This is a genomic window from Variovorax sp. M-6, from assembly GCF_052114385.1.
Lineage (GTDB): Bacteria > Pseudomonadota > Gammaproteobacteria > Burkholderiales > Burkholderiaceae_C > Variovorax.
Genome location: NZ_JBFREQ010000036.1, coordinates 19,332 through 39,460, shown reverse-complemented (window position 1 = coordinate 39,460; position 20,129 = coordinate 19,332). Strand labels below are relative to the sequence as shown.

19 protein-coding genes and 1 pseudogene are annotated in these 20,129 nt (G+C 67.2%); 5 read left to right on the top strand and 15 right to left on the bottom strand.

Annotation, left to right across the window (positions count from 1 at the left end; all coding sequences use genetic code 11):
- Positions 1–123 precede the first annotated feature (123 nt).
- The 5 genes from AB4Z46_RS29450 to AB4Z46_RS29430 form a co-directional block, all read right to left on the bottom strand.
- A complete protein-coding gene (locus tag AB4Z46_RS29450; RefSeq protein WP_442287097.1) occupies positions 124–2,811 on the bottom strand; it encodes a LuxR C-terminal-related transcriptional regulator in 2,688 nt (895 codons plus the stop codon).
- A gap of 206 nt (positions 2,812–3,017) precedes the next feature.
- On the bottom strand, positions 3,018–3,515 hold the full coding sequence (locus tag AB4Z46_RS29445; RefSeq protein WP_442287096.1) for a GFA family protein: 498 nt from the start codon (positions 3,513–3,515) through the stop codon (positions 3,018–3,020).
- A 130-nt stretch (positions 3,516–3,645) separates the two neighbouring features.
- The gene (locus AB4Z46_RS29440; RefSeq protein WP_442287095.1) at positions 3,646–4,068 is read right to left on the bottom strand and encodes a PaaI family thioesterase; all 423 of its coding nucleotides are present in this window, start codon (positions 4,066–4,068) and stop codon (positions 3,646–3,648) included.
- A gap of 32 nt (positions 4,069–4,100) precedes the next feature.
- Complete coding sequence (locus AB4Z46_RS29435) at positions 4,101–4,937, bottom strand: alpha/beta hydrolase (RefSeq protein ID WP_442287094.1); 837 nt, start codon at positions 4,935–4,937, stop codon at positions 4,101–4,103.
- A gap of 85 nt (positions 4,938–5,022) precedes the next feature.
- On the bottom strand, positions 5,023–6,285 hold the full coding sequence (locus tag AB4Z46_RS29430) for an MFS transporter (protein WP_442287142.1): 1,263 nt from the start codon (positions 6,283–6,285) through the stop codon (positions 5,023–5,025).
- A 113-nt stretch (positions 6,286–6,398) separates the two neighbouring features.
- On the opposite strand from AB4Z46_RS29430, the gene AB4Z46_RS29425 reads away from it, so the two are divergent.
- Complete coding sequence (locus AB4Z46_RS29425; RefSeq protein ID WP_442287093.1) at positions 6,399–7,364, top strand: LysR family transcriptional regulator; 966 nt, start codon at positions 6,399–6,401, stop codon at positions 7,362–7,364.
- A 313-nt stretch (positions 7,365–7,677) separates the two neighbouring features.
- On the opposite strand, the gene AB4Z46_RS29420 is transcribed toward AB4Z46_RS29425, so the two are convergent.
- From AB4Z46_RS29420 to AB4Z46_RS29390, 7 genes are all read right to left on the bottom strand, one after another.
- The gene (locus AB4Z46_RS29420; protein ID WP_442287092.1) at positions 7,678–8,499 is read right to left on the bottom strand and encodes an alpha/beta fold hydrolase; all 822 of its coding nucleotides are present in this window, start codon (positions 8,497–8,499) and stop codon (positions 7,678–7,680) included.
- Positions 8,500–8,649: 150 nt separating this feature from the next.
- Positions 8,650–9,639 (bottom strand): tripartite tricarboxylate transporter substrate binding protein, encoded by a 990-nt coding sequence (locus AB4Z46_RS29415; protein ID WP_442287091.1) that lies wholly within the window; start codon positions 9,637–9,639, stop codon positions 8,650–8,652.
- Positions 9,640–9,693: 54 nt separating this feature from the next.
- Positions 9,694–10,050 (bottom strand): cupin domain-containing protein, encoded by a 357-nt coding sequence (locus AB4Z46_RS29410; RefSeq protein ID WP_442287090.1) that lies wholly within the window; start codon positions 10,048–10,050, stop codon positions 9,694–9,696.
- A gap of 17 nt (positions 10,051–10,067) precedes the next feature.
- Complete coding sequence (locus AB4Z46_RS29405; protein ID WP_442287089.1) at positions 10,068–11,075, bottom strand: quinone oxidoreductase family protein; 1,008 nt, start codon at positions 11,073–11,075, stop codon at positions 10,068–10,070.
- A complete protein-coding gene (locus AB4Z46_RS29400) occupies positions 11,072–11,980 on the bottom strand; it encodes a 3-keto-5-aminohexanoate cleavage protein (RefSeq protein WP_442287088.1) in 909 nt (302 codons plus the stop codon). The genes AB4Z46_RS29405 and AB4Z46_RS29400 overlap by 4 nt, the downstream gene beginning before the upstream one ends.
- Positions 11,977–12,741: an SDR family NAD(P)-dependent oxidoreductase gene (locus tag AB4Z46_RS29395; RefSeq protein ID WP_442287087.1), complete on the bottom strand. Its 765-nt coding sequence runs from the start codon at positions 12,739–12,741 to the stop codon at positions 11,977–11,979. Before AB4Z46_RS29395 ends, AB4Z46_RS29400 begins: the two co-directional genes overlap by 4 nt.
- A 22-nt stretch (positions 12,742–12,763) precedes the next feature.
- Positions 12,764–13,630 carry a dioxygenase family protein gene (locus AB4Z46_RS29390; RefSeq protein ID WP_442287086.1) on the bottom strand — a complete coding sequence of 289 codons (867 nt, stop codon included), beginning with the start codon at positions 13,628–13,630 and terminating at the stop codon, positions 12,764–12,766.
- 130 nt (positions 13,631–13,760) lie between these two features.
- On the opposite strand from AB4Z46_RS29390, the gene AB4Z46_RS29385 reads away from it, so the two are divergent.
- A complete protein-coding gene (locus tag AB4Z46_RS29385) occupies positions 13,761–14,792 on the top strand; it encodes a LacI family DNA-binding transcriptional regulator (protein ID WP_442287085.1) in 1,032 nt (343 codons plus the stop codon).
- Positions 14,793–15,556: 764 nt separating this feature from the next.
- Here the strand turns inward: AB4Z46_RS29385 and pstS are convergent.
- A pseudogene (gene pstS / locus AB4Z46_RS29380) lies at positions 15,557–16,404 on the bottom strand (phosphate ABC transporter substrate-binding protein PstS); the annotation flags it as partial.
- A 279-nt stretch (positions 16,405–16,683) separates the two neighbouring features.
- Between pstS and AB4Z46_RS29375 the strand changes: the two are divergent.
- Positions 16,684–17,172 carry an arsenate-mycothiol transferase ArsC gene (locus AB4Z46_RS29375; protein ID WP_442287084.1) on the top strand — a complete coding sequence of 163 codons (489 nt, stop codon included), beginning with the start codon at positions 16,684–16,686 and terminating at the stop codon, positions 17,170–17,172.
- 27 nt (positions 17,173–17,199) lie between these two features.
- Here the strand turns inward: AB4Z46_RS29375 and AB4Z46_RS29370 are convergent, their stop codons facing one another.
- Positions 17,200–17,514, bottom strand: coding sequence for a hypothetical protein (locus AB4Z46_RS29370; RefSeq protein WP_442287083.1), 315 nt, complete (start codon positions 17,512–17,514; stop codon positions 17,200–17,202).
- 323 nt (positions 17,515–17,837) lie between these two features.
- Between AB4Z46_RS29370 and AB4Z46_RS29365 the strand changes: the two genes are divergently transcribed.
- Positions 17,838–18,233 carry a hypothetical protein gene (locus AB4Z46_RS29365; RefSeq protein WP_442287082.1) on the top strand — a complete coding sequence of 132 codons (396 nt, stop codon included), beginning with the start codon at positions 17,838–17,840 and terminating at the stop codon, positions 18,231–18,233.
- An 18-nt stretch (positions 18,234–18,251) separates the two neighbouring features.
- Here AB4Z46_RS29365 and AB4Z46_RS29360 read toward each other — a convergent pair whose 3' ends face one another.
- Positions 18,252–19,031, bottom strand: a complete 780-nt coding sequence (locus tag AB4Z46_RS29360) for an SDR family oxidoreductase (RefSeq protein WP_442287141.1) — start codon at positions 19,029–19,031, stop codon at positions 18,252–18,254.
- 103 nt (positions 19,032–19,134) lie between these two features.
- Here AB4Z46_RS29360 and AB4Z46_RS29355 point away from each other — a divergent pair, with 103 nt between their 5' ends.
- Complete coding sequence (locus tag AB4Z46_RS29355; RefSeq protein WP_442287081.1) at positions 19,135–20,040, top strand: AraC family transcriptional regulator; 906 nt, start codon at positions 19,135–19,137, stop codon at positions 20,038–20,040.
- The last annotated feature ends 89 nt before the right edge of the window (positions 20,041–20,129 follow it).

The following is a 20,129-nucleotide window of genomic DNA, read 5'->3' as shown; positions in this document are numbered from 1 at the left end:
GGCTCGTGGGGTGGAGCGAGCCGCGCGTCCGGCGGCTCCGCAGGCACTGAGAATAGGGAGAACGCTCCGTCGGCGCCCCCTCCTTGCAGGAGGGGCACCCCCCTCCCCTGGCGGGGCGGGGGCTCAGTCGGCCGGCTTGATCAATCCGAGGATGCGGGCACGAAGGACGGCCTGCTTGCGGGTCCCCGCATCCAGCTTGGCAAACAGGTTCTTCACGTGCCACTTGATGGTGGTCTCGCCGACCTGCATGGCGCGTCCGATTTCCTTGTTCGACAGGTTGCGCGCCAGCAGTTCCATGACCTCGCGCTCCTTCGGCGTGAGCACCATGCCGAAGGGCGCGGCGGGTCGTGGCGCCTCCGGTTTCTTCGCGATCGGCCGCGGCGCCGGCGCCGGACCGAGTGCAAGGGTTTCCCGCCCAGCCCCTGCTGCGGCGACCTTGCGCACCCAGTCGCCCAGGTCGGGATGGGCGTCGGCGAACACCCGCCGCAGACCGTAGGTGTCCGCCAGGTCCATGGCTTCACGCAGGCGTGTCTGCGATTCCTCGCCGCACTGGTCGAGGGCGAAGGCGTGCAGGCCGAGGACTTCGATATGCAGGCGGCCCTGCTGGAGCGCCCGCGCCATGTCGTCGGCGCGTGACAGCGGCCCCAGCGCCGCGCGCCAATCCTTCGCCGCGATCGCCGCATACCCCTGGGCGACCTCGCGCAGGATGTCCACGCTGCGCCGCCAAAGCCGGCCCTGGGGCCAGGCGCCGTCGTGAAGCAGTGCATCGATCCGCTCGCAGAGCTCTCGGCAACTCGCCGCGCGGTATCGCCCGGCATGCATGCGCACCTGCTCGGCCAGGCTTGCGATGCGCAGGCGCGGCAGCCCTCGGACGGCGCCGACGGCATCGAGGGCTCCGAGCAACTCGAGCGCACGGTGTTCGGCGCCTTCGGCCGCCGCAATGCGCGCCATAGTCCGGTAGGCCAGCCACAGTGACTCCGCAACGCCGCTGCGTTCGAGGATATCGAGCCGATCGGCAAGCAGGGCGGTCGCATCATGGGGGCGGTCGCACTCCCAGGCCGCCGCAGCCAGCAGCGCCGCCAGCATGCAGCTGAACCGGTTGCGCCGCCCCAGGTCGGCCTCTGCGCTCGCCACGGCTGGCCGCAGAAAGCTGTCGGCGAGCAGGATCTGGCCTTCCCATATGTAGCTGAACCCGACCATGAACTCGCCCCAGCGGCCGGTGTAGCCCACCCCGCGACCGAAATCGCCGCGCGGCGCCTGCTGCTCGCGCAGGCGCGCCAGGGCCGGCTCGCCTTCGAGCAGCGCACGGTACGCCATCCGGTTGGCATGCGCCTGCAGGAGCATCGGATCGCGCAGCGGAACTGCTTCCGCCCACGGATCGTGCAGTTCCGCGAAGCGGTCCGGATCGTCCGCAAACAGCGCCGCGCCGCCGAGGATCAGCGCGCATTCGCAGCGAAGCTCGTCGTCGACCTCGGGCCGGGCCAGGATGCGCGCCACCAGACGCTCGGCTTCCTCGTGGCGTTCGCTGACGCCCAGGCTCCAGGCGGCCGCGAGCAGGAGCCGGGGCCGCCGATCCAGTTCGGCCGCCGGAAGCTGCGCCAGCCATTCGAGCACCGCCCCCTGCCGGCCATGTCTCATGACGGACTCGTAGAGGCTGCGCTCGGCCAGCCCGTAGGCTTTCTGCTGCTGGCCTGCGGTCAAGGCATGCCGGGCTGCGTACTCGAGCAGGCCGTGGTCGGCGAGCCACTCCGCCGCGCGCGCATGCGCCTCGGCCTGCTGTGCCGCAGTCAAGCCCGAGAAGAGCTTGCGCAACACGTCGCGCGCGAGGGTGTGCATGCGCAGCCAGTCGCCCCGCTCGGCCGCGGCGAAGACGGGCGTGTCGCGGCTCAGGCGTGCCAGTCTCGCGGTCGCGTCGTCGTACTGCGTGACGGCGCGGCACAAGTCCGGATGCAAGTGGTCGAGGATCGAGATGCGAATGAGGAAGTCGTTGTCGCCGGGGTCGAGATGGGCGAGCAGCAGCTTGACGAAATGGTCGCTCAGTTCGCCGTCGAGCCCGGCCATGCGCGCGACATCGGCGCGCGCATCGACACCGCGCGCGACGATCGTCAGTGCAAGTTGAAGGCCCAGGGGCCAGCCCTCGGTCAACTCATGGAGCCGGGCGGCGGTGTCGTTGTCGAAGCGGGCGCCCAGGCGGGCCCGGACGAGCTCCAGGGTTTCGGCAAGCCGGAAGCGAAGCGAGGATGGCCCGATCACGACGCATTGTCCGTAGGCGATGAGGTCATCGATGTCCAGCCGGCAATCGGGACGCGCGGCGATGATCACGCGCAGGTTCGGCGGCGCATTGCGCAACAGGTAGGCCAGGGCTTCGCGCGAGGCCGGCGGCAGGCGTTCGGCCTCGTCGACGATCAGCACGGCGTCCAGCGCCGCCTGTGCCAGTTCCGCCAGCCACACCGTGACGCCCTCGAGGCCGCCCGGGCCGACGGCGTCGAGCAAGGTGTGGCCGAAAGTGGAACGCCCGGCCCCGCGCCGGACCGCCAGGGCGAGGCTCTGCGCCAGGCGCTGAGGGTCGTCCTGCGGCTGGCCCGACAACCAGGCGACCACGGACCCATGGGACAGATGCTCGAGCCGCCACTGCGCCAGCAAGGAGGTCTTGCCGAAGCCGGCCGGGGCTTGCACCAGGATGGCAGGAAGATCCCGAATCGCAGCCTCGGTCGAAAGGAGGCGGGCGCGCGACACGAGATGGCGAGGCACCCGCGGGGGCGCGACCTTGAGCAGCAAGTCGTCGTCGACTTCGGCGGGACCACGCGTCACGAGAGTTCCTCCAGGAACATGAGGAGGTGCGGAAGTCGACTGCCCGGCACGAGTCAGGCGACTCGCCAGTGCCCCGTCACGCAAGGCAGTCCTGCGGCTTCGGGGATTCTAGCTTCGGCGCCGGCGCCGAAGCCAATTCCGCCTCGGGACCGAATCCGCCGCCCAGCGCAAGCAGGCGGTCCCGAGGCAGCGCCGGGCGCTCAGGTTCAGATCTTCGCGGGTCGCGCGCCCTTTTGCGAGTACGCCTGGATCAACGTCGGGAAGTCCTCCATCGCGGGCAGTTTGCCAAAGCTGTGCACAGCCGGCGTGGATGCCCAGGGCAGCTTCTCGTCTGTCCAGGTTTCCGCGAAGGGCACAACCCACTCGTGACGGTCGAGCATCGTGGGCCGCAAGTTGACGAACTCGTCCATGCCGTCGGTGCGCGTGAACATCCAGCTTTTGCAATGGGGGCAAAAAAAGTGGTGCGAACTGCCGTGCAGTCCACCGATCACGGGTTCACCGGCAGTCACTTCGAAGCCGTGTGAAGGAATGGCGAGTGACATCGAGAATGCACTCGCGCTCATGCGCTGACAACCCGTGCAATGGCACGCCATGGCGAGCAACGGAGGCACGCTGACGCGCAGCCGCACTTTGTTGCAACGGCATCCCCCCTCCCACGGAAGTTGCCAGTCGGTTTCGGTTTGATCTGCAGGGGGTGTGTTCATGATCGGTAAATATGAGTGTGTCCGGTGCCGGGCCGGATTCTGCCTTTGCCTACAGTGCCGCCACGACACAATGTGCTTGCTCGCGGTCCCAAGCTCCACGGTCCAAGCACCCGCTCAGCGGGACTCGCCCTTACCGCCGAACATTGGCGATGGTGGCCTGCATGAGGGCAACCACCTTGTGGGCATCCCCGGTTCCGGCGAACGCCCGGACTTCGCCGGTGCAGACGGTCAGGAACTTCCCCGAGTTCTGCACCCGCCCGATGGCCAGGAAACGCTCACCGAGGGCAGGTCGCAAGAGGTTGATCTTGAACTCGGCCGTGACCACCTCGAAGCCGGGCGGCGCCTTCGTCAAGGCTGCATAGCCACACGCGGTGTCGACAATGCTGGTCGTCGCGCCCGCATGAAGATACCCGTGCTGCTGGGAGAGGCCGCTCGAGAAGGGCAGCTCGATGTGGACCTCGCCATCTGCAACCAGGGCAAGCCGGGCACCAAGGGTCGCCATCAGGCCCTGCGCGTGGAAGCTGTCCGCGATTCGTTGATGCATGTCGTTCATGAGTGTCGTTGGAATGAGCGGCGGTGGCAGGGTCATGCGGCCTTCGGCTCGGACAGGACGGCCGTCAACGCGAAGTCGACGAGATGGAGCCAGGTCGCTTCGAAGCCCATGATGCTGTGGTGGTCGGAGCCGGGAATCGTCTGCACGCAGATGGGCGTCGGCCAGGCAGCGATGAGCTTCTGCGAGCGCTCCGGCAGCACGACGTCGTCCGACTCGGCCAGCAGAACCTGGGTCTTCGCGGCGACCTCCCGGCTGTGGGCGAGCGAGTTGAACTGATGCCGCAGCAGGATGGAAAGCGGCACCAGCGGAAAGCGCTTCCTTGCCACCTCCAGCATCGAGTCGTACGGCGTGACCAGTTGGAGGCTCGAGAATTCCTGTCGCGCCACCAACTGGATGGCCACCCCCGTCCCCAGGCTCCGGCCGACGACGTGCAGGCGTACCTTCGGCAGGGCTCGGCGAAGGTGATTGGCAAACTGGCACGCGTCCTTGACTGAAGCGACCTCGGAAGGGTGACCTTCGGAATCGGCCACCCCCCGATAGTTGACCGCGGCAAAACCGAAGCCTTGCGGAAGCCAGTGCAATGCCTTGGCGGTGGCGCGCACGTCCTCGCCTCGACCCGCGAAATAGATGAACAGGTCCTGCAGTGCCTCCTCACCCTGGGGGTGATAGACATACCCGCGGACCATCCCGCCCGGCACGGTGTGAGAGTAGGTGGAAAAGTCGTCGGACAGATGAACGACGGGGTGGCGCTTGCGAGCGTCGAACAGGATATGTCCCTGGCGTGCCGCAAGGAGGGCCCAGTAGGCAGCGATGCTTCCGAGCGCAGCTGCCGAAGCCGAGAGTGCAATGCGGGAGACTTTGGGTGACAAGCTTGGGTCCTGACCACGTGGTTGATCCAGGGATATCGACCCGAAGGTCCGCACCTGGCCCGACAGCAGTCGGTCGGTCGTGAGCTTAGCAGCACCCTCCGGGTTCGTCTCGAGCGGCACGCGGCCAGACGCGCAGCACGAGTGCGCCAAGCGCCGAAGCCGCGGAGAGTGCCGTGACCGCGATCCAGCCCCATTGAGCGAGCAACAGCGCACCGGCAGCAGAACCCACGGCCATGCCGATGAACATGCCCGTGAACAGCACGGCGTTGAGCCTGCTGCGTGCGCCGGGATCGATGCTGTAGACGATGGTCTGATGCGCAATCAGCGCGGCCTGAATGCCAAGATCGAAACCGACAGCGCTGGCCACCAGCAGCCAGAGTTGCGCGCTCGGCATCATGAACGGCGCGAGCGCCATGGCACTGAACGAGACCACGACCAGTCCCGCACCGAGCCGCGCCACGAGCTCGGGACCACGTCGATCCGCCAGACGACCGGCCATCGGTGCAATCAGCGCTCCGGCCGCGCCAGCAAGACCAAAGGCCCCAGCCGCTGCCGCACCGAGATGGAAGGGCTCGCCATGCAGCATCACTGCCAGGGTCGACCAGAAGGCGCTGAAGCCAACGGAGAGAAGGCCCTGCGACCAGGCGGCGCGCCGCAGCGAACCATGTCGCTTCCACAGCTTGGCGAGCGACCCCAGCAGCGCGCCGTAGGACAGGTGGGTCGTCGCCTTGAAGCGCGGCAGGCTGCGCCATGCCGCGGCACCGATGAGCGCGATGCTTGCGGCCGCGGCGATGAACATGACTCGCCAGCCCCAATGCTCCGCAACGAAGCCGCTCACGACGCGCGACAGCAAGATGCCGAGCAGCAAGCCGGTCATCACCATGCCCACGACCTTGCCTCGATGGGTTTCGGGTGCGAGGGTTGCAGCGGCAGGAACAATGTCCTGCGCCATGGTGGCGGAGAGACCGATGACCAGGCTGGCGACAAGCAAGGTTGCAATCGAGGGTGAAGCGGCCGCGAGCAACAGCGCGGCGCCCAGGACCGCAGCCTTGACGAGGATGATGCTGCGCCGGTCGTACCGGTCGCCGAGAGGCGCCAGGAAGAAGATGCCCATCGCGTAGCCGAGTTGCGTCAACGTCGGAACCAGCCCGACCGACCGGGCTGAAGCGCCGATGTCAGACCCCAGAACACCCAGCATCGGCTGGCTGTAGTAGAGCGATGCCACCGCCAGGCCAGCGCCCCCCGCCAGCAACAGCACGAGCGGCGTCCTCAACGCCGGTGCGGCCGGGGGGACCGGCAAGGCGCCGTCGGACGCCTGGGCTGAATACGCATTTTGAATATTAGACATGGTGTTAACCCTAAAAATCGCGGCAAGGAGCGAAGTGTGAGCCTCGCGACAATCCAACGGTAGTAGCGCGACATGCAAAACGGATATACGCTTTACACATAAAGCACAACGCCATGCCACCTGCAAAATCCAAGCCGAACACGCCCGGCAACACCGATCGCATCGAGCTGTTGCAGACCTTCGTGCATATCGTGGAGGCGGGAAGTCTGTCTGCGGCCGCGGCGCAGATGGGCGCGACGCAGCCCACCGTGAGCCGTCGGCTCCAGGCGCTCGAGCGCTTCCTGGGCCTGCGGCTCCTGCGCCGCTCTACCCACGCGATGAAGCTCACCGAAGACGGCGAGCGCTGCTTCGAGCGTGCCAAGGAGATCCTCGCGAACTGGCAGGCCTTCGACGCGGACCTGCGCGGGGTGGACAACGAGCCCGAAGGCACGCTGCGCGTCGTGGTCCCGCACGCGTTCGGCCAGGACCTGCTGGTCGGCCCGCTGGCCGACTACCTGCGCCAGCATCCCCGGGTGTCGGTGGAATGGCTGCTGCACGACCGTCGGCCGGACTTCGTTGCGGAAGGCATCGACTGCGCGATTCATGTCGGTGAAGTCAGCGATCCGTCGGTCGTCGCGCAAAAGTTGTCCGAGGTGCCGCGCATCGCAGTCGCGTCCCCTTCGATGATCGCAGGAAAGGCCACGCCCACGCACGCCGCGATGCTGGCCGATCTGCCCTGGCTCGCTCTTCGCACGTACTACCGGACGGACATCGTGCTGGCGCATTCCCGGAGTGGTGAGGCACTCCGTCTGCCGATCAGTCCGCGGATAAGCACCGACAGCCTCTATGCCTTGCGCAGTGCCGCATTGCGGGGCCTGGGCGTGTGCGTTGGCTCCAGCTGGCTGTTTGCCGACGACCTGGCGCAAGGGCGACTGGTTCAGCTCGTGCCCGACTGGCAGGCTTCGCCGCTTCCGGTGTACCTGACCTATCCGCATGCACGCTTCTATCCGGCCAAGCTACGGCGATTCCTGGAAACGATGCGCACCGCCGTTCCGGCCGCGATCAGCGCCGGCCAGGCACCGCAGCACGCCGCGCGGTAGCCGCCCGGAATGGGGTGACCCGTGCAAGCCCGTTGACGCGGGCGCCGTCCCTGTCCTCGATCGCGCGCTCGAGAATCGATGGTCGCGCGCGGCATGTGAAACATCAAGGAGTGAAACGGGTACTGCCGCGCCAGGCGCTGGCCGAACCAGCATTCGCAGCGATGAAGGGTTGCCATGGTCGGGTGGAAATGCGACGCAATGGTACCCAAGGACCTTCGCCCATTCGGTGTTCGGCGAGCCGCCGATGCAGACGAAGATCTAGTTCGCCGGCATCGCCTCGGCCCCTCCCTGAGCAGCCTGCGCCGCTCTCGCCCTAAGCCTTGAAGAAGGCAAGCAGGTCGGGGTTGATCTGCTCGGGGTTCGTCGCGCACATCCCGTGCGGAAACCCGGGATAGACCTTCAATTGGGCGCCCTTGATGATCTTGGCGCTCAGCAAGCCCGAGTCGGCGATGGGCACGATCTGGTCGTCGTCGCCGTGCATGACCAGGGTCGGCACGTCGATCTTCTTCAGGTCTTCGGTGAAGTCGGTTTCCGAGAACGCCTTGACGCCCTCGTAGTGGGCCTGGATCGATCCCATCATGCCCTGCAGCCACCAGTGCTCGCGGATGCCTTCCGAGACCTTCGCGCCCGGACGGTTGAAGCCGTAGAAGGGCAGCGTCAGGTCCTTGTAGAACTGCGGTCGGTTGGAGGCGACGGCCGCGCGAATGCCGTCGAAGACATCGATCGGGAGACCGCCCGGATTGCCCGGCGTCTTCACCATCAGGGGCGGCACGGCGCTGACCAGCACGGCCTTCGCGACCCGCTTGGAGCCGTGGCGGCCGATGTACCGGGCAACCTCTCCGCCGCCGGTCGAGTGACCGACGTGAATCGCGCGCTCCAGGTTCAGCGCCTCGGTCAGCGCCGCAAGGTCGTCCGCGTAGTGGTCCATGTCGTGACCGGTGGAGGTCTGGCTGGAGCGGCCGTGGCCGCGACGGTCGTGCGCGATGACACGGTAGCCTTGCTGCAGGAAGTAGAGCATCTGCCCGTCCCAGTCGTCTGCGCTGAGCGGCCAACCGTGCGAGAAGACGATCGGCTGGCCCTTGCCCCAGTCCTTGTAGTAGATCTGGGTGCCGTCTTGGGTGGTGATGAAGCTCATTGCTGGTTTCCCTTCAAGGCATGGATGCGGAATATCGCGGTGCCATGGTGCAGAGTGCAAAGCTCGATGTATTGACGAATTGTCCTGCGGTTTGCAGATTCGGGCCATGAACGCCTGGTCTTCCAGCGCGCAACAGGGGCCACCGCGGCGTCAATCCACCTTGATGCTCGCGGCCCTGACCACCTGTTGCGCCTTCGCGGTCTCGTCGGCGATGAACTTGTTGAATTGCGCCGAGGGCATGGTGAAGGGTTCGGCGCCGAGCTTCTCCAGACGTTCCTTCAACTCGGGCGACACCATGATCTTCGCGACCTCGGCCTGCAGCCGTTCCACCACGGGCTGCGGCGTCTTGGCAGGCGCGAAGAGGCCGACCCAGAACAGGTAGGCCGATCCCGGCACGCCGGCCTCCACGGTGGTGGGCGCGTCGGGCAGGGCCGACGAGCGGCCGGCGGTGCCCACGGCCAGCGCTTTCAGCTTGCCGCTCTTGATCAGCGGCAGCGCCGACACCATCGGCGCGAAGAACCAGTCGACGCGACCGGCCATGACCTCGGTCATGGCCTCGGGCGTGCCGCGAAAGGGCACGTGCTGCGCATCGACGCCGGCCGCGAGGCGGAACACCTCGGCGTTCATGTGGGTGGCCGAGCCGTTGCCCGCGGAGCCGTAGTTCAGCCCGCCGGGCTTGGCCTTCGCCTTGGCCACGAGCTCTGCCACATCCGCGAAGTGAGAGGGCGCGGTCACCAGCACGTTGGGCAGGCTGGCCATCGGCGTGACGCCCGTGAAGTCCTTGAGCGTGTCGTACGACAGGCCCTTGTAGATCCACGGGTTCACGAGGTGGCCGGCCGAATGCACCAGCAGCGTGTAGCCGTCGGCCGGCGCCTTGGCCGCGAGGGCCGCGCCCAGCGTGCCGCCCGCGCCGGGCCGGTTGTCGACGATCACGCTGGTGCCCAGCGCGGGCCCGAGCTTCTCGGCGACCAGCCGCGCGACGATGTCGGTGCCGCTGCCCGCCGTGAAGGGGACCACCAGCTTGATCGATTGCGTGCCTGGCCAGGGCCCCTGCGCGTGGGCGCCGGTCAGCGTACAGGCCGCGAGCGCGGCGGCCATCGCCAGCGTGCGCCGGCGGTCCGATTGAAATGCCTTCTTCATGCGTCTTGTCTCCGTGGGTCGATTCGATGAACGATGCGTGATCGGTGAGCGGCTTCAGGCGGGCGGTGCGTTCGGCATCACCAGCGCCACCAGCACCGGGCGGTTGCTGCGGTTTTCGAGCTGGCGCTTCTCGCCGGGCGCGAAGCGGCAGCTGTCGTAGGGCTCGAGCACGTCTTCCTGGTGCGCGCCGTCGAGCTCGCCGACGATGTGCAGCTGGCCTTCGAGCACGAGGTAGAGCTTTTCCATCGGCGAGCCGTCGAGCCCGGTGCGCCCGCCGGGCAGGATCTGGCTCATGCCCATCCACATCTGCGTCGAGGGGCCGGCTTCCTTGCCCTGCAGGCGCAGGCAGCGCATGTCGAAATGGTTGGGCGCCTCGTAGTGCGGCGCCTCGCTGAAACGGGTCACGTGCATGGCGGGTGTCCTTGCGTTCAGGGACGCAGCACGACGCGGTCGGTACTGCCCGACAGCACCAGCCGGTAGGCGTCGAGGGCTTCGTCGAGCGCGAAGTGGCGTGCCACGGGAAAGGGTTTCAGCGTGCCGCGCTCGAAGCCCTCGCGCATCGCGTCGAGCTGCGCAGTGGAGGCGATGCAGTCCATCGCCAGCGAGTCGATGCCCACGTAGGTGTGCATGCCGCGGTAGAACGCGAAGATGTCGAAGGGCACCGCACGATCGTGCGTGGCGATGAAGATTTGCGTCGCGCCCTTGGCCATCGCCTTGTTGGCGGCCTCGAAGTAGGCGCTGCCCACGGCGTTGTAGACGATGTGCGCGCCGCGCCCGTCGGTGAGTTCGCGCACCTGTGCGCCCACGTCGGCATGGTGGCGCGCGTCGATCACGTCGACCGGCGCGCTCGCGAATCCCTCGAACGGGCCGGGGCCACGCTGCACCGCGATCACGCGCGCGCCGGCCTGCGCCGCGAGCTGCACCGCCGCCTGTCCGACCTTGCCGTTGGCGCCGAACACCAGCACCGTCTGGCCCGCCTGCGGCATGCCGCTGCGGCGAAAGCCCTCGTACGCCGTGACGAAGGGAACGCCCACCGCGCCGGCCTCGTCCATCGAGATGCCCTGCGGCTTGGCGCGCAGCGCCGCTTCGGGCAGCACCAGGTAGCGCGCATGCGAGCCGTCGCGCGTGATGCCGACGTCGCCGCCCGAGCCGTAGATTTCGCGGCCGATCCATTCGCCCGGACCGCTCACCACCGTGCCCGCGAAGTCGCGGCCCGGGGTGCGCGGCCAAACGGCCTGTGGCATGAGGCCCAGCGTGGCCTTCACGTCGCTCGGGTTCACGGCGGCTGCGGCGACGCGCACCACGGCATGGCCGGGGGGCGCCGCGGGTTCGGGCTGCGGCGCGGCGTCCAGGCGCAGCGCATCGAGGTTGGCGGCCTTCTCGTTCACGCGCAGCGCGCGGGAGGTGCGGGGCGTGTGCATCGCGGCGGCGCTCATGGTGCGGCCCCTTGCACGGCACGGGCGTCGGGCAGGCCCAGCATCGCGCGCGCCTCGCGCGGATTGGCGATCTCGCCGCCCAGGCTGCGCAGGATGTCCCGCGCCTTCGCCACGAGCTGCGCGTTGCTCTCGGCCAGCACGCCCTTCTCAAGGTAGATGTTGTCTTCCATGCCCACGCGCACGTGGCCGCCCAGCAGCCAGGACTGCGCGACGATCGGGAACTCCGCGCGGCCGATGCCGAAGGCGCTCCAGAAGGCGCCGCGCGGCAGCAGGGTGCGCGCATAGAGCAGCGTTTCGGGCGTGGGCGCGAAGCCGTACTTCACGCCAAGCACGAAGGTCCACATGGCGGGGCCGTCGAGCGTGCCGTCGGCGATGAGGTCGAGCGCAAGGTGGATGTCGCCCGAATCGAAGATCTCCAGCTCGGGCTTCACGCCGGCCTCGCGCATCACCTTCGCCATGCGTCGCACGTTCTTCGGCGTGTTGATCACCACGTCGGGGCCGGAGTTCATGGTGTTCAGGTCGAGCGAGCACACGTCCGGCCTGATCAGCGCGATGTGTTCCACGCGCTTTTCCGGCGGCAGCAGCGTGGTGCCGGGGGCGGCGATCTTCGGGTCGTCCTCGCTCGGAATGAAGCGCCCGCCCGGCCCGGTCGTGAGGTTCACGATCAGCTCGCGGTTCCCGCGGCGGACGCGGTCGACCACCTCGCGGTACAGCTCGACCTCCATGGAGGGCTTGCCGGTCTCCGGGTGGCGCACGTGGATGTGCACCTGCGCCGCGCCGGCCTCGGCGGCGGCCAGGCATTCGTCGGCGATCTGCACTGGCGTGATCGGCAGATGCGGCGTCTGCTCGGGCTTCACGAGGTTGCCCGTGACCGCGCAGGTGATGAGCGTCTTGGCGTTGTTCACAGGTGACGCCCTCCGTCGACCACGATCCGCGTGCCGGTGACGAAGCGCAGCGTGGTCGCGAGCGCTTCGACGGTAGCCGCCACGTCGTCGGGCCGGCCGATGCGCCCGAGCGGCGTGCTGCTGGCCATCTTGCCGGCGAACTCCGCGCCCCGGCCGGGCACGAAGCCCGACTCGACCGCGCCGGGCGACACCGACACCACGCGCACCGCCGGCGCCAGCGCCTTGGCCAGCGCGTCGCCGACCACGTCGAGCCCGGCCTTCGCCGCGACATACGCGAGGTTGCTGCCCACGCCCGTGAAGCCGGCGATGGACGAGATGTTGACCACCAGCCCGTCGCCGCTCGCCTTCAGCAGCGGCGCGAAGGCGCGGATGGTGGCGAACACGCCGCGGAAGTTGGCGCGCAGCAAGTCGTCGATGAGGTCGTCGGTCAGCGCGTCGAGGTCGTCGGCGGGAACGGGCTGCGTGTGGCCCGCGCTGTTGACCAGGATGTCGCAGCGCCCGTGCGCGGCCTTCACCTCGGCGGCGGCGGCCTGCAGGCTCGGCGTGTCGACGATGTCGGCGCGGATGGCCGCGTGGCGCTGGCCGTCCGTGGAGGGCAGGACGGCGGCGCGCGCGGCGGCGTCCTCGCCCTTGCGGTGCAGCAGCACGCAGGTGGCGCCGAGCGCGGCGAGGCGCGTGGCCGTCGCGTAGCCGATGGCGCCAAGGCCACCGGTGATGACGGCGACCTTGCCGTCGAGTCGGGAGACAGGATCGAAGCTCATGGGATGAGGAAGAGTTGTGGAATCAGGGAATCGGCGGGCGGGGGAACTTCATTTCTCCCGGCTCCAGTTGAAAGTCGTAGTCCAGCGTGGCGCTCTGCCCGTCGGGCGCCAGCGCGAAACGGCCGATCAGCTGCCGCGTCACGCCGAAGGTCGGGTCGCTCTCCAGGTTCTCGTCGTCGTCCGCGAAGACCTGCGTGATCAACACCTTGTGGCCCGGCTTGCTCAGCATGAAATGCAGGTGCGCGGGCCGGTTCGGGTGACGTTGTTGGGCGCGCAGCAGCACGCCGCAGGGGCCGTCGGTCGGCACCGGGTAGCCGGCCGGGCGCACGCTGCGGAAATGAAAGCGCCCCTGCGCGTCGGTCGTGAAGCGCCCGCGCAGGTTCATGTTTTCCTGCGTCGGGTCCTGGTTTTCATAGAGGCCGACGGGCGAGGCCTGCCAGACATCGACCGTGGCGCCCGCGACCGGCTGGCCGCGGCCGTCGCGCACCGTGCCCGTCACTTCGAGCGGCGTGCCCGGCGTGCCCGAGCGCGCGATGCTGTCACCCGCCGCGCAGGCCGGCGAGTTGGCGCGCCAGAAGGGGCCGAGCAGTGCGGCCGGCGATTCGCCGTGCGGATCCTGGTTGTTCTGCAGCGCCACCACCGTGGACACGCCGAGGATGTCGGCCGCGAGCACCACCTCGTTCTTGGTCTCGCCCGTGGCATGGCCGATGGCGACGATGAATTCGAGCGCCTGCTCGAACTCCTCCTCGGTCAGCTTGACCTCCTGGACGAAGGCATGCAGGTGGCGCGTCAGCGCGTCCATCACGGTGCGCAGCCGCGGGTCGGGCGTGCGCTTCATGGCGTCGAGCGCGAAGCCGAGCACCGAATCGGGGGAAGTGGCGATGTTCATGCAGAATCCTTGCAATCGTTTGCAAGATCTTAAGCGAGTTTTCGGAAAAGTAAAATGGCGGATATCCACGGAACAAGAATGGGAATTCGCCCGCCATCGCCGTCCGGATGTTCAACAATCGTTTGCAGCAATGAGCGTCAATCCGCCTTCCAGCCCCGTCACCATCCGCGACGTCGCCCGCGCCGCCGGCGTGCACGTGTCGACCGTCTCGCGAGCCCTCAGCCCCGAGAAGCGTTCGCTGATCAGCGACGAGGTGCTGCGCGTGGTCGAAGAGGCTGCGCAGCGCCTGGGCTACCGGCCCAACCGCGCGGCCTCGGCCCTGCGCACGGGCCGCACCCACACCATCGGCGTGCTGGTGCCCGACATCACCAATGCGGTGTTCCCGCCGATCCTGCAGGGCATCGAGGCCAGCGCGGCCGCACGCGGCTACTTCGTCTTCGTCACCAACGTGGTGGACCCCGCGCTCGCGCGGCCGGTGCTCGAACGCATGCGGGCGCAGCGCGTCGACGGCGTGATCCTGGCCACCGCCACACGCGACGACCCGCTGGTCGACTTCGTCGCCAAGGTCGGCATGACGGCGGTGCTGGTCAATCGCGCCGACGAAACCGGCCGCCTGCCGGCCGTGGTGAGCGACGACCGGCTCGCGATGAAGCTCGTGGTCGACCACCTCGTCGGCCTGGGCCACAAGCGCATCGCGCACCTCGCGGGGCCGCAGAGCATTCCCACCGGTGTGGGCCGTCTGCTGGGGGTGGAGCAGGCCTTGCGCGACCACCGCATGAAGCCGCTGCGCACGGTCGAGTGCGCGAGCTACAGCCGCGAGGCGGGCGCAGCCGCGATGAAGCGGATGCTCGCGGCCGGCGCCGCGCCGCAGGCCGTGGTCTGCTGCAACGACCTCGTGGCGCTGGGCGCCTACGACACGCTGCGTGAAGCCGGCCTGCGTGTGCCGCAGGACATCTCGGTCACCGGCCACAACGACATGCCGCTGGTGGACATGGTCGATCCGCCGCTCACCACCATCCGGCTGCCCCATCGCGAACTCGGCTGGCGCGCGGCCGAGATGCTGTTCGAGGAGATCGACGGCCAGGCGATGTCGGCATCCACCGTGGTGCTGCGGCCCGAACTCGTGGTGCGCCAGTCGACCGCCGTGCCGGCCAAGCGCTGATGCGTGCTGCGCCTGGAGTGCCGCGATGGACCGTGAGCCGCTTGCGCTGCTTGCGCCGTGCTTCATGTTAAAACCAGCGCCGACCTCTCTGTGCTCGCATGCGGCAAGGGACCGTCATCATGATGTAGTCGCAGTTGTCCCAAGCCAGAATGAGTGCCGCAGATTTCCTCCTCTCCCCAGAAGTCCAGAAGTTGCTGAAGGTCGTTTTCGCAGCACCGACCCACAAGTTTTCCGTCGCGGAGCTTGCCAAGAAGGCCAAGCTGGGTGCAGACGAAGTTGAGCGGACACAGGAGCATCTCGTCAAGAGCGGCATCCTGACCAGGCACAAGCCGGAGGCCGACGAGCCTGGGACGGTCGAGGCGAACAAGTCGTTCGTTTTCTACAACGAGCTTCGGTCGATCGCTCTCAAGTCGTTCGCCGCCGCCGAGCCCATCCGCGCGATGCTGCGTTCAAAGTTCAAGGATTCAGTTCTGCGCGCCTTTGTGCTTGGGGAGGACAAGGACGCGACAGTGCAACTTGTTGTGGTGCACGGCCAGTTGGTGCCGGATGAATCGGAAATGTCCATCGCGTGCCAGAGGCTCTCGTTGTCCATCGGCCGGCACCTCAAGGTGCGCGTGATTTCAAGCGCCCAGTACGCGGCCCTCACGCCACGCGACTACCTCGGGGCGAGGCTGGCTGAGCTCTCCGCGATTGAAATCATTGGCCAAGGGGAGACCAGAGCAAAGCCTCCGCCGGAACGCGAGGGCCTGTTGCAAAGCGCCAGGAAGAGACTTGCCCGAAGCGTCCTTGATCTCACCCCAGGCGGTGGCGATCGCGCCCTTCACCTTGTCGGGCATCGGCACGTAGTCGAGGTCGCCGGCGGTCTTGTCGCCGTTCTTGTAGGCCCAGTCGAAGAACTTGAGCGTGGTCGTGGCCTGCACCGGCTTGTCCTGCAACTTGTGCATCAGGATGAAGGTCGCGCCGGTGATCGGCCACGAATCCTTGCCCTGCTGGTCGGTCAGCACCTGGTAGAAGGTCTTGGACCAGTCGGCTCCTGCCGCCGCCGCCTTGAAGGCGTCGTCGTCCGGCGAGACGAAGTTGCCGGCCTGATTCTGCATCTGGGCGTAGGTCATCTTGTTCTGCTTGACGTAGGCGTATTCGACATAGCCGATCGAGTTCGGCAGCCGGTTCACGAAGGCCGCGACGCCTTCGTTGCCCTTGCCGCCGGCGCCGGTGGGCCAGTTGACCGCCGTGCCGTCGCCGACCTTGGCCTTCCAGTCGGGGTTGACCTTGCTCAGGTAGTTGGTGAACAGGAAGGTGGTGCCCGAACCGTCGGCGCGACGGACCGGCGCGATGGCGGCGTCCGGCAGYGCCAGCGACGGGTTCAGCGCCTTGATGGCCGGATCGTTCCATTTGGCGATCTTGCCCAGGTAGATGTCGCCGATGACCTGGCCGCTGACGACTGGTAGTTGATCTTGGCGCCGGTGGCCTTGTTGAAATCGGCGGCCCACTTCGAATACAGCGGCGCCGGGAAGCTGGCGCCGGCGCCGGTGGCGGCTTCCTGGGCCAGGACCGGATGGGCGAAAGCCGCGGCGATCAGGCCGGCGGAGGCGAATCTGGAAAGCGTGATCATGAGCACTCCTGTTCCACGTCTCAGAGGTCTCAGCGGATTGCATCTGTTTGCATCCGGGGGCGATCGCCGGCATCGAGGACCAACCCACAAAGGGTGGGCGCCGAAGCGACCTCTACCAGCGCCGGCAGACCGTCCGGCATGCAGCGTACTCTCGAACAGTGACACTTTGATGATGGTCAACATGCCGTGAGTTCGCCGAGACAGGAAGCCCCTGAATCGAGAAACTGTTGTTCGTGGGATGCCGCGTCGGTGCACAGCCGGCGGACAATCTGAATAGCCATGCAGAAGATCTGTGTTGTCTTTGTCTCGCGACGAAACTCCTTGCGCAGCATCCTGGCTGCAGCGTGCCTGCTCCATCTGAGTCAGCGCTTTTCGGTGCATTCCTGTGGCCGCCCGGGCGAAATCGCCCATTCGGTCCACCCAGCGGCACTGGGTGCGCTGAGCAGCGCCAGCATTCCCTTGCCGCGCACCGCCTTGCACAGCTGGAACGAGTTCACCCGCTCGGGCGCACCGCGGGCGGATCTCGTCATCGCGCTGGACGCATCGATCGAACTGTTACAGCCTCGGTGGCCTGGTCAGCCGAACGCCGCGTTGTGGCCGTATGAGGACGTGGCCGCCATCGTCAGCGCCGAAGAGGCTGCTCACGCCGCAATTCAAACCCTGTACTCCCTGCGGCGGCGTCTGGAGCTGCTGGCCAATTTGCCGCTGCTCGCAGTCGACAGGGCCGCGGTTCGCGCAGACGTCAGAGATCTCGCGCGCCTGAATTGAAAGCCCCTTGCGGGCGTCGCGCCGAAGTCAGGTGCGGCTCCCGGGCCACGCCGCGGCGATCAGCTCGCTTGTCCCGCGCGCGGTACCTCGATCCCGTCGAGGTGCGTCATCTGAAGCGAAAGATCGAACAGCTTGGGCTTTGCCGGCGTAGTAGCGATCGAGTCGCCACTCCTTCAGGATCTCGACGGCGAGTTCGAACATGTCGAAGTCGAGTTCATACAGCGATGCAAGCTCAAAGCTGCGCTCAGATTCGAGAGCCAGCACCAACTGTGCAAGAACTGCCGCGGACTGTTCGTTCGGATTTCGTTCGATGAAGCGACGGGCGCGATGGATCGCATTCATGGCTTTCTCCCAGGTCTGGAGAGATCGCGATTGTGGCTCGATCCGCAGCCGGATGGAGAAAGACCACGACCATCCGACGCTGGCCCACACCGAATGCTTCCCGAACTTGCTGCACTTTCACGGCGCGTCCGTCACGCCCCCGACGCCTCAGGAACGCATTCGGCCCAAAGTTGCCCGCAGGCAACACCAGCGATGGTTTCGTGAGAAAGTTGGCCTCATAGTGCGCTCGCTACATTGCGTGGAGATGCGGAGACACCTACTCTTGCGCTTGAGATGGTAGGAAGATATTTTCTTACGCAATAACTACTTGCGCTGTATTTCGCATGTTGGCCGCATCTTTGATCCTTCTGCTCTTGGTGGCGTGGGAGCTTCGTCTCCAGATCTGGCTGGGCAGGACGGTGCGCATCAGAGTGCGGCGCATCGGGTGGATCGTCATCGAGGTGCGGCGACGCGTTTCGATGCTGCGGTTGCCTGAACATGTGTCGGAGTTTCCGGTTCCGCGCGAGGAGCGCATCCAGGTCCATCGGTTGCTTGGCATCGTGTTCTGGCACGAGGAAATGAGCATTGCACTTCCCCAGACCGCATGCGAGCACCTCGCGGAGATCGCGCCCCAGGACTTCGATCGCCAGTTTCCGATCTGGTTGCGTCTCGCCGGCAGCTCGGGCCGGGCATCGCTGGCGCAATTCGCCCCAGATCGCAAGAACTCTACAAAACGCTGACCTGGGAGGGCGAGGCGGTCATCGTCTCAGGGCCTCCGCTGCTTCTCCGGCGCATCTTGCCTCCTGGGCGAGCGAAACCGCATCGGCACCGGCCGGATACCGAAGCGTCGCGCTCGCATCGTTCGCAGCGCGCCAGACGGCATCGGCCACGTCCGCCGCAGTGGTCACGGCCGTCGGGTTCCCCAGCGCTGAAAAAACGCTCTGCGCCAGCGGCGCATAGGCCGGAGGGATCAGGCCTTGCATGCGCTGCGCCCCGTTCTCGGTGAAGCGCGTGCCGGGTCCATAGCCCGGCTCGACAAGCTTCACCCGAACGTTGAAAGCCTCGAGCTCGAAAGCGAGCGACTCGGAGAACCCCTCGATCGCGGTCTTGCTGGCGGTGTATGCGGCGACCAGCGGCATCGGTGCGAGCGTCACGGTCGACGTCACGTTGATCAGGAGCCCCGACTGCCGGGCCCTGAACTGCGGCAGCACCGCCTGGGTCATCGCCATCATTCCAAAGGTGTTCGTTTCGAACACCTCGCGCACGGTGGCCATCGGGGTCGCCTCGAATGCACCGAACAGTCCGACGCCGGCATTGTTCACGAGGGCATCGATGGGCCCGGCGCTCTCAAGCGCGGCGGCGATGCTGTCCGGCCGCGTCACGTCGAGTGGCAGCACGCGCAGGCGCTCCGAGCGGGGGAGAAGGTCGGTCCGCAGCGTTCGCATCGTGGCAATGACGTGCCAGCCACGCGCGTGGAAATGGCGCGCGGTCTCAAGGCCGTAGCCGGACGAACAGCCGGTGATCAGTACGGTTTTCAATGGATGTCCTTTGTGGTCGGGATGAAAGAGGCCCAACAATATCGACCCCAATCAGGACTCGCTACCATCCAGAGTCCTCATTTCTTTTGCAGGAGTCCAACCCATGGTCGACCCACTCGCGGAGGTCATCGCGCAGCTTCGGCCGCGCGCCGTGTACGCCAAGGTGATCAGCGGCGCCGGCTCATGGGCCGTGCGCTACTCGGACTTCGGGCAGCCGAGCTTCTGCACGATGCTGGAGGGCGAATGTATTCTTGCGGTGGACGGGCAGGAGCCCCTTCCTCTGGCCGCCGGCGACTTCCTGCTCATGCCGGCGACCCCCGGCTTCACGCTGTCAGGGCTGACGCCGGCGGCGCCGCTCTTCCTCGATCCCCGGCAACAGCCTGCGCCCGAGGGCGAGATCCGTCACGGGAAGCGCCAAGGCCCGCCGGACATGCGCATGCTCGGCGGCTACTTTGCCTTCGATTCACCGGATGCCGCCTTGATGGTGTCGCTGCTGCCCGCGTTGCTGCACATGCGCGGCGTCGAGCGGCTTTCGCTGCTGGTGCAGCTCGTGCGTGAAGAGTCCATCGCGCAGAGACCGGGTCGCGATCTCATTCTTGAACGGTTGGTCGAAGTGCTGCTCATCGAGGCGCTGCGCTCGGCGCCCGGTGAAGGGGCACCGCCAGGTCTGCTGCGCGCACTGGCAGACACCCGGCTGGCTGTCGCGATGCGGCATATGCACGCGGAACCCGCACGCCCGTGGACGATGGATGAACTCGCCAGGAAGGCCGCGCTCTCGAGGTCCGCGTTCTTCGAGCGGTTCTCGCGCGCCGTTGGGTTGCCGCCGATGGAGTACCTGCTTGCCTGGCGAATGGCCATCGCGAAGGATATGCTCCGTCGCAGCGGCTGCGCGCTTTCAGAGGTGGCCGAGCGCGTCGGCTACAGCTCGGCCAGCACATTCAGCACGGCGTTCAGCCGCCACGTGGGGCAAGCGCCGGGCCGCTACGCGCGGCAGTCACAGAAGGGATGAATGCCGAGATCGGCCGGACGCCGGTCCGTGGCGAGCAACTGGCCGAGCTCGCCGTAGGTGAGGCCGCAAGACGACCGCGCACAGATGCC

Excerpts from the sequence above, each read along its gene's own strand:
- AB4Z46_RS29385 (WP_442287085.1), top strand. The coding sequence starts at position 13,761 with ATGAGCGTCAATCCGCCTTCCAGCCCCGTCACCATCCGCGACGTCGCC.
- AB4Z46_RS29420 (WP_442287092.1), bottom strand. The coding sequence starts at position 8,499 with ATGAGCTTCATCACCACCCAAGACGGCACCCAGATCTACTACAAGGAC.
- AB4Z46_RS29355 (WP_442287081.1), top strand. The coding sequence starts at position 19,135 with ATGGTCGACCCACTCGCGGAGGTCATCGCGCAGCTTCGGCCGCGCGCC.
- AB4Z46_RS29390 (WP_442287086.1), bottom strand. The coding sequence starts at position 13,630 with ATGAACATCGCCACTTCCCCCGATTCGGTGCTCGGCTTCGCGCTCGAC.
- AB4Z46_RS29365 (WP_442287082.1), top strand. The coding sequence starts at position 17,838 with ATGTTGGCCGCATCTTTGATCCTTCTGCTCTTGGTGGCGTGGGAGCTT.
- AB4Z46_RS29405 (WP_442287089.1), bottom strand. The coding sequence starts at position 11,075 with ATGAGCGCCGCCGCGATGCACACGCCCCGCACCTCCCGCGCGCTGCGC.
- AB4Z46_RS29375 (WP_442287084.1), top strand. The coding sequence starts at position 16,684 with ATGCAGAAGATCTGTGTTGTCTTTGTCTCGCGACGAAACTCCTTGCGC.
- AB4Z46_RS29425 (WP_442287093.1), top strand. The coding sequence starts at position 6,399 with ATGCCACCTGCAAAATCCAAGCCGAACACGCCCGGCAACACCGATCGC.
- AB4Z46_RS29445 (WP_442287096.1), bottom strand. The coding sequence starts at position 3,515 with ATGAACACACCCCCTGCAGATCAAACCGAAACCGACTGGCAACTTCCG.
- AB4Z46_RS29410 (WP_442287090.1), bottom strand. The coding sequence starts at position 10,050 with ATGCACGTGACCCGTTTCAGCGAGGCGCCGCACTACGAGGCGCCCAAC.
- AB4Z46_RS29440 (WP_442287095.1), bottom strand. The coding sequence starts at position 4,068 with ATGAACGACATGCATCAACGAATCGCGGACAGCTTCCACGCGCAGGGC.
- AB4Z46_RS29395 (WP_442287087.1), bottom strand. The coding sequence starts at position 12,741 with ATGAGCTTCGATCCTGTCTCCCGACTCGACGGCAAGGTCGCCGTCATC.
- AB4Z46_RS29415 (WP_442287091.1), bottom strand. The coding sequence starts at position 9,639 with ATGAAGAAGGCATTTCAATCGGACCGCCGGCGCACGCTGGCGATGGCC.
- AB4Z46_RS29430 (WP_442287142.1), bottom strand. The coding sequence starts at position 6,285 with ATGTCTAATATTCAAAATGCGTATTCAGCCCAGGCGTCCGACGGCGCC.
- AB4Z46_RS29370 (WP_442287083.1), bottom strand. The coding sequence starts at position 17,514 with ATGAATGCGATCCATCGCGCCCGTCGCTTCATCGAACGAAATCCGAAC.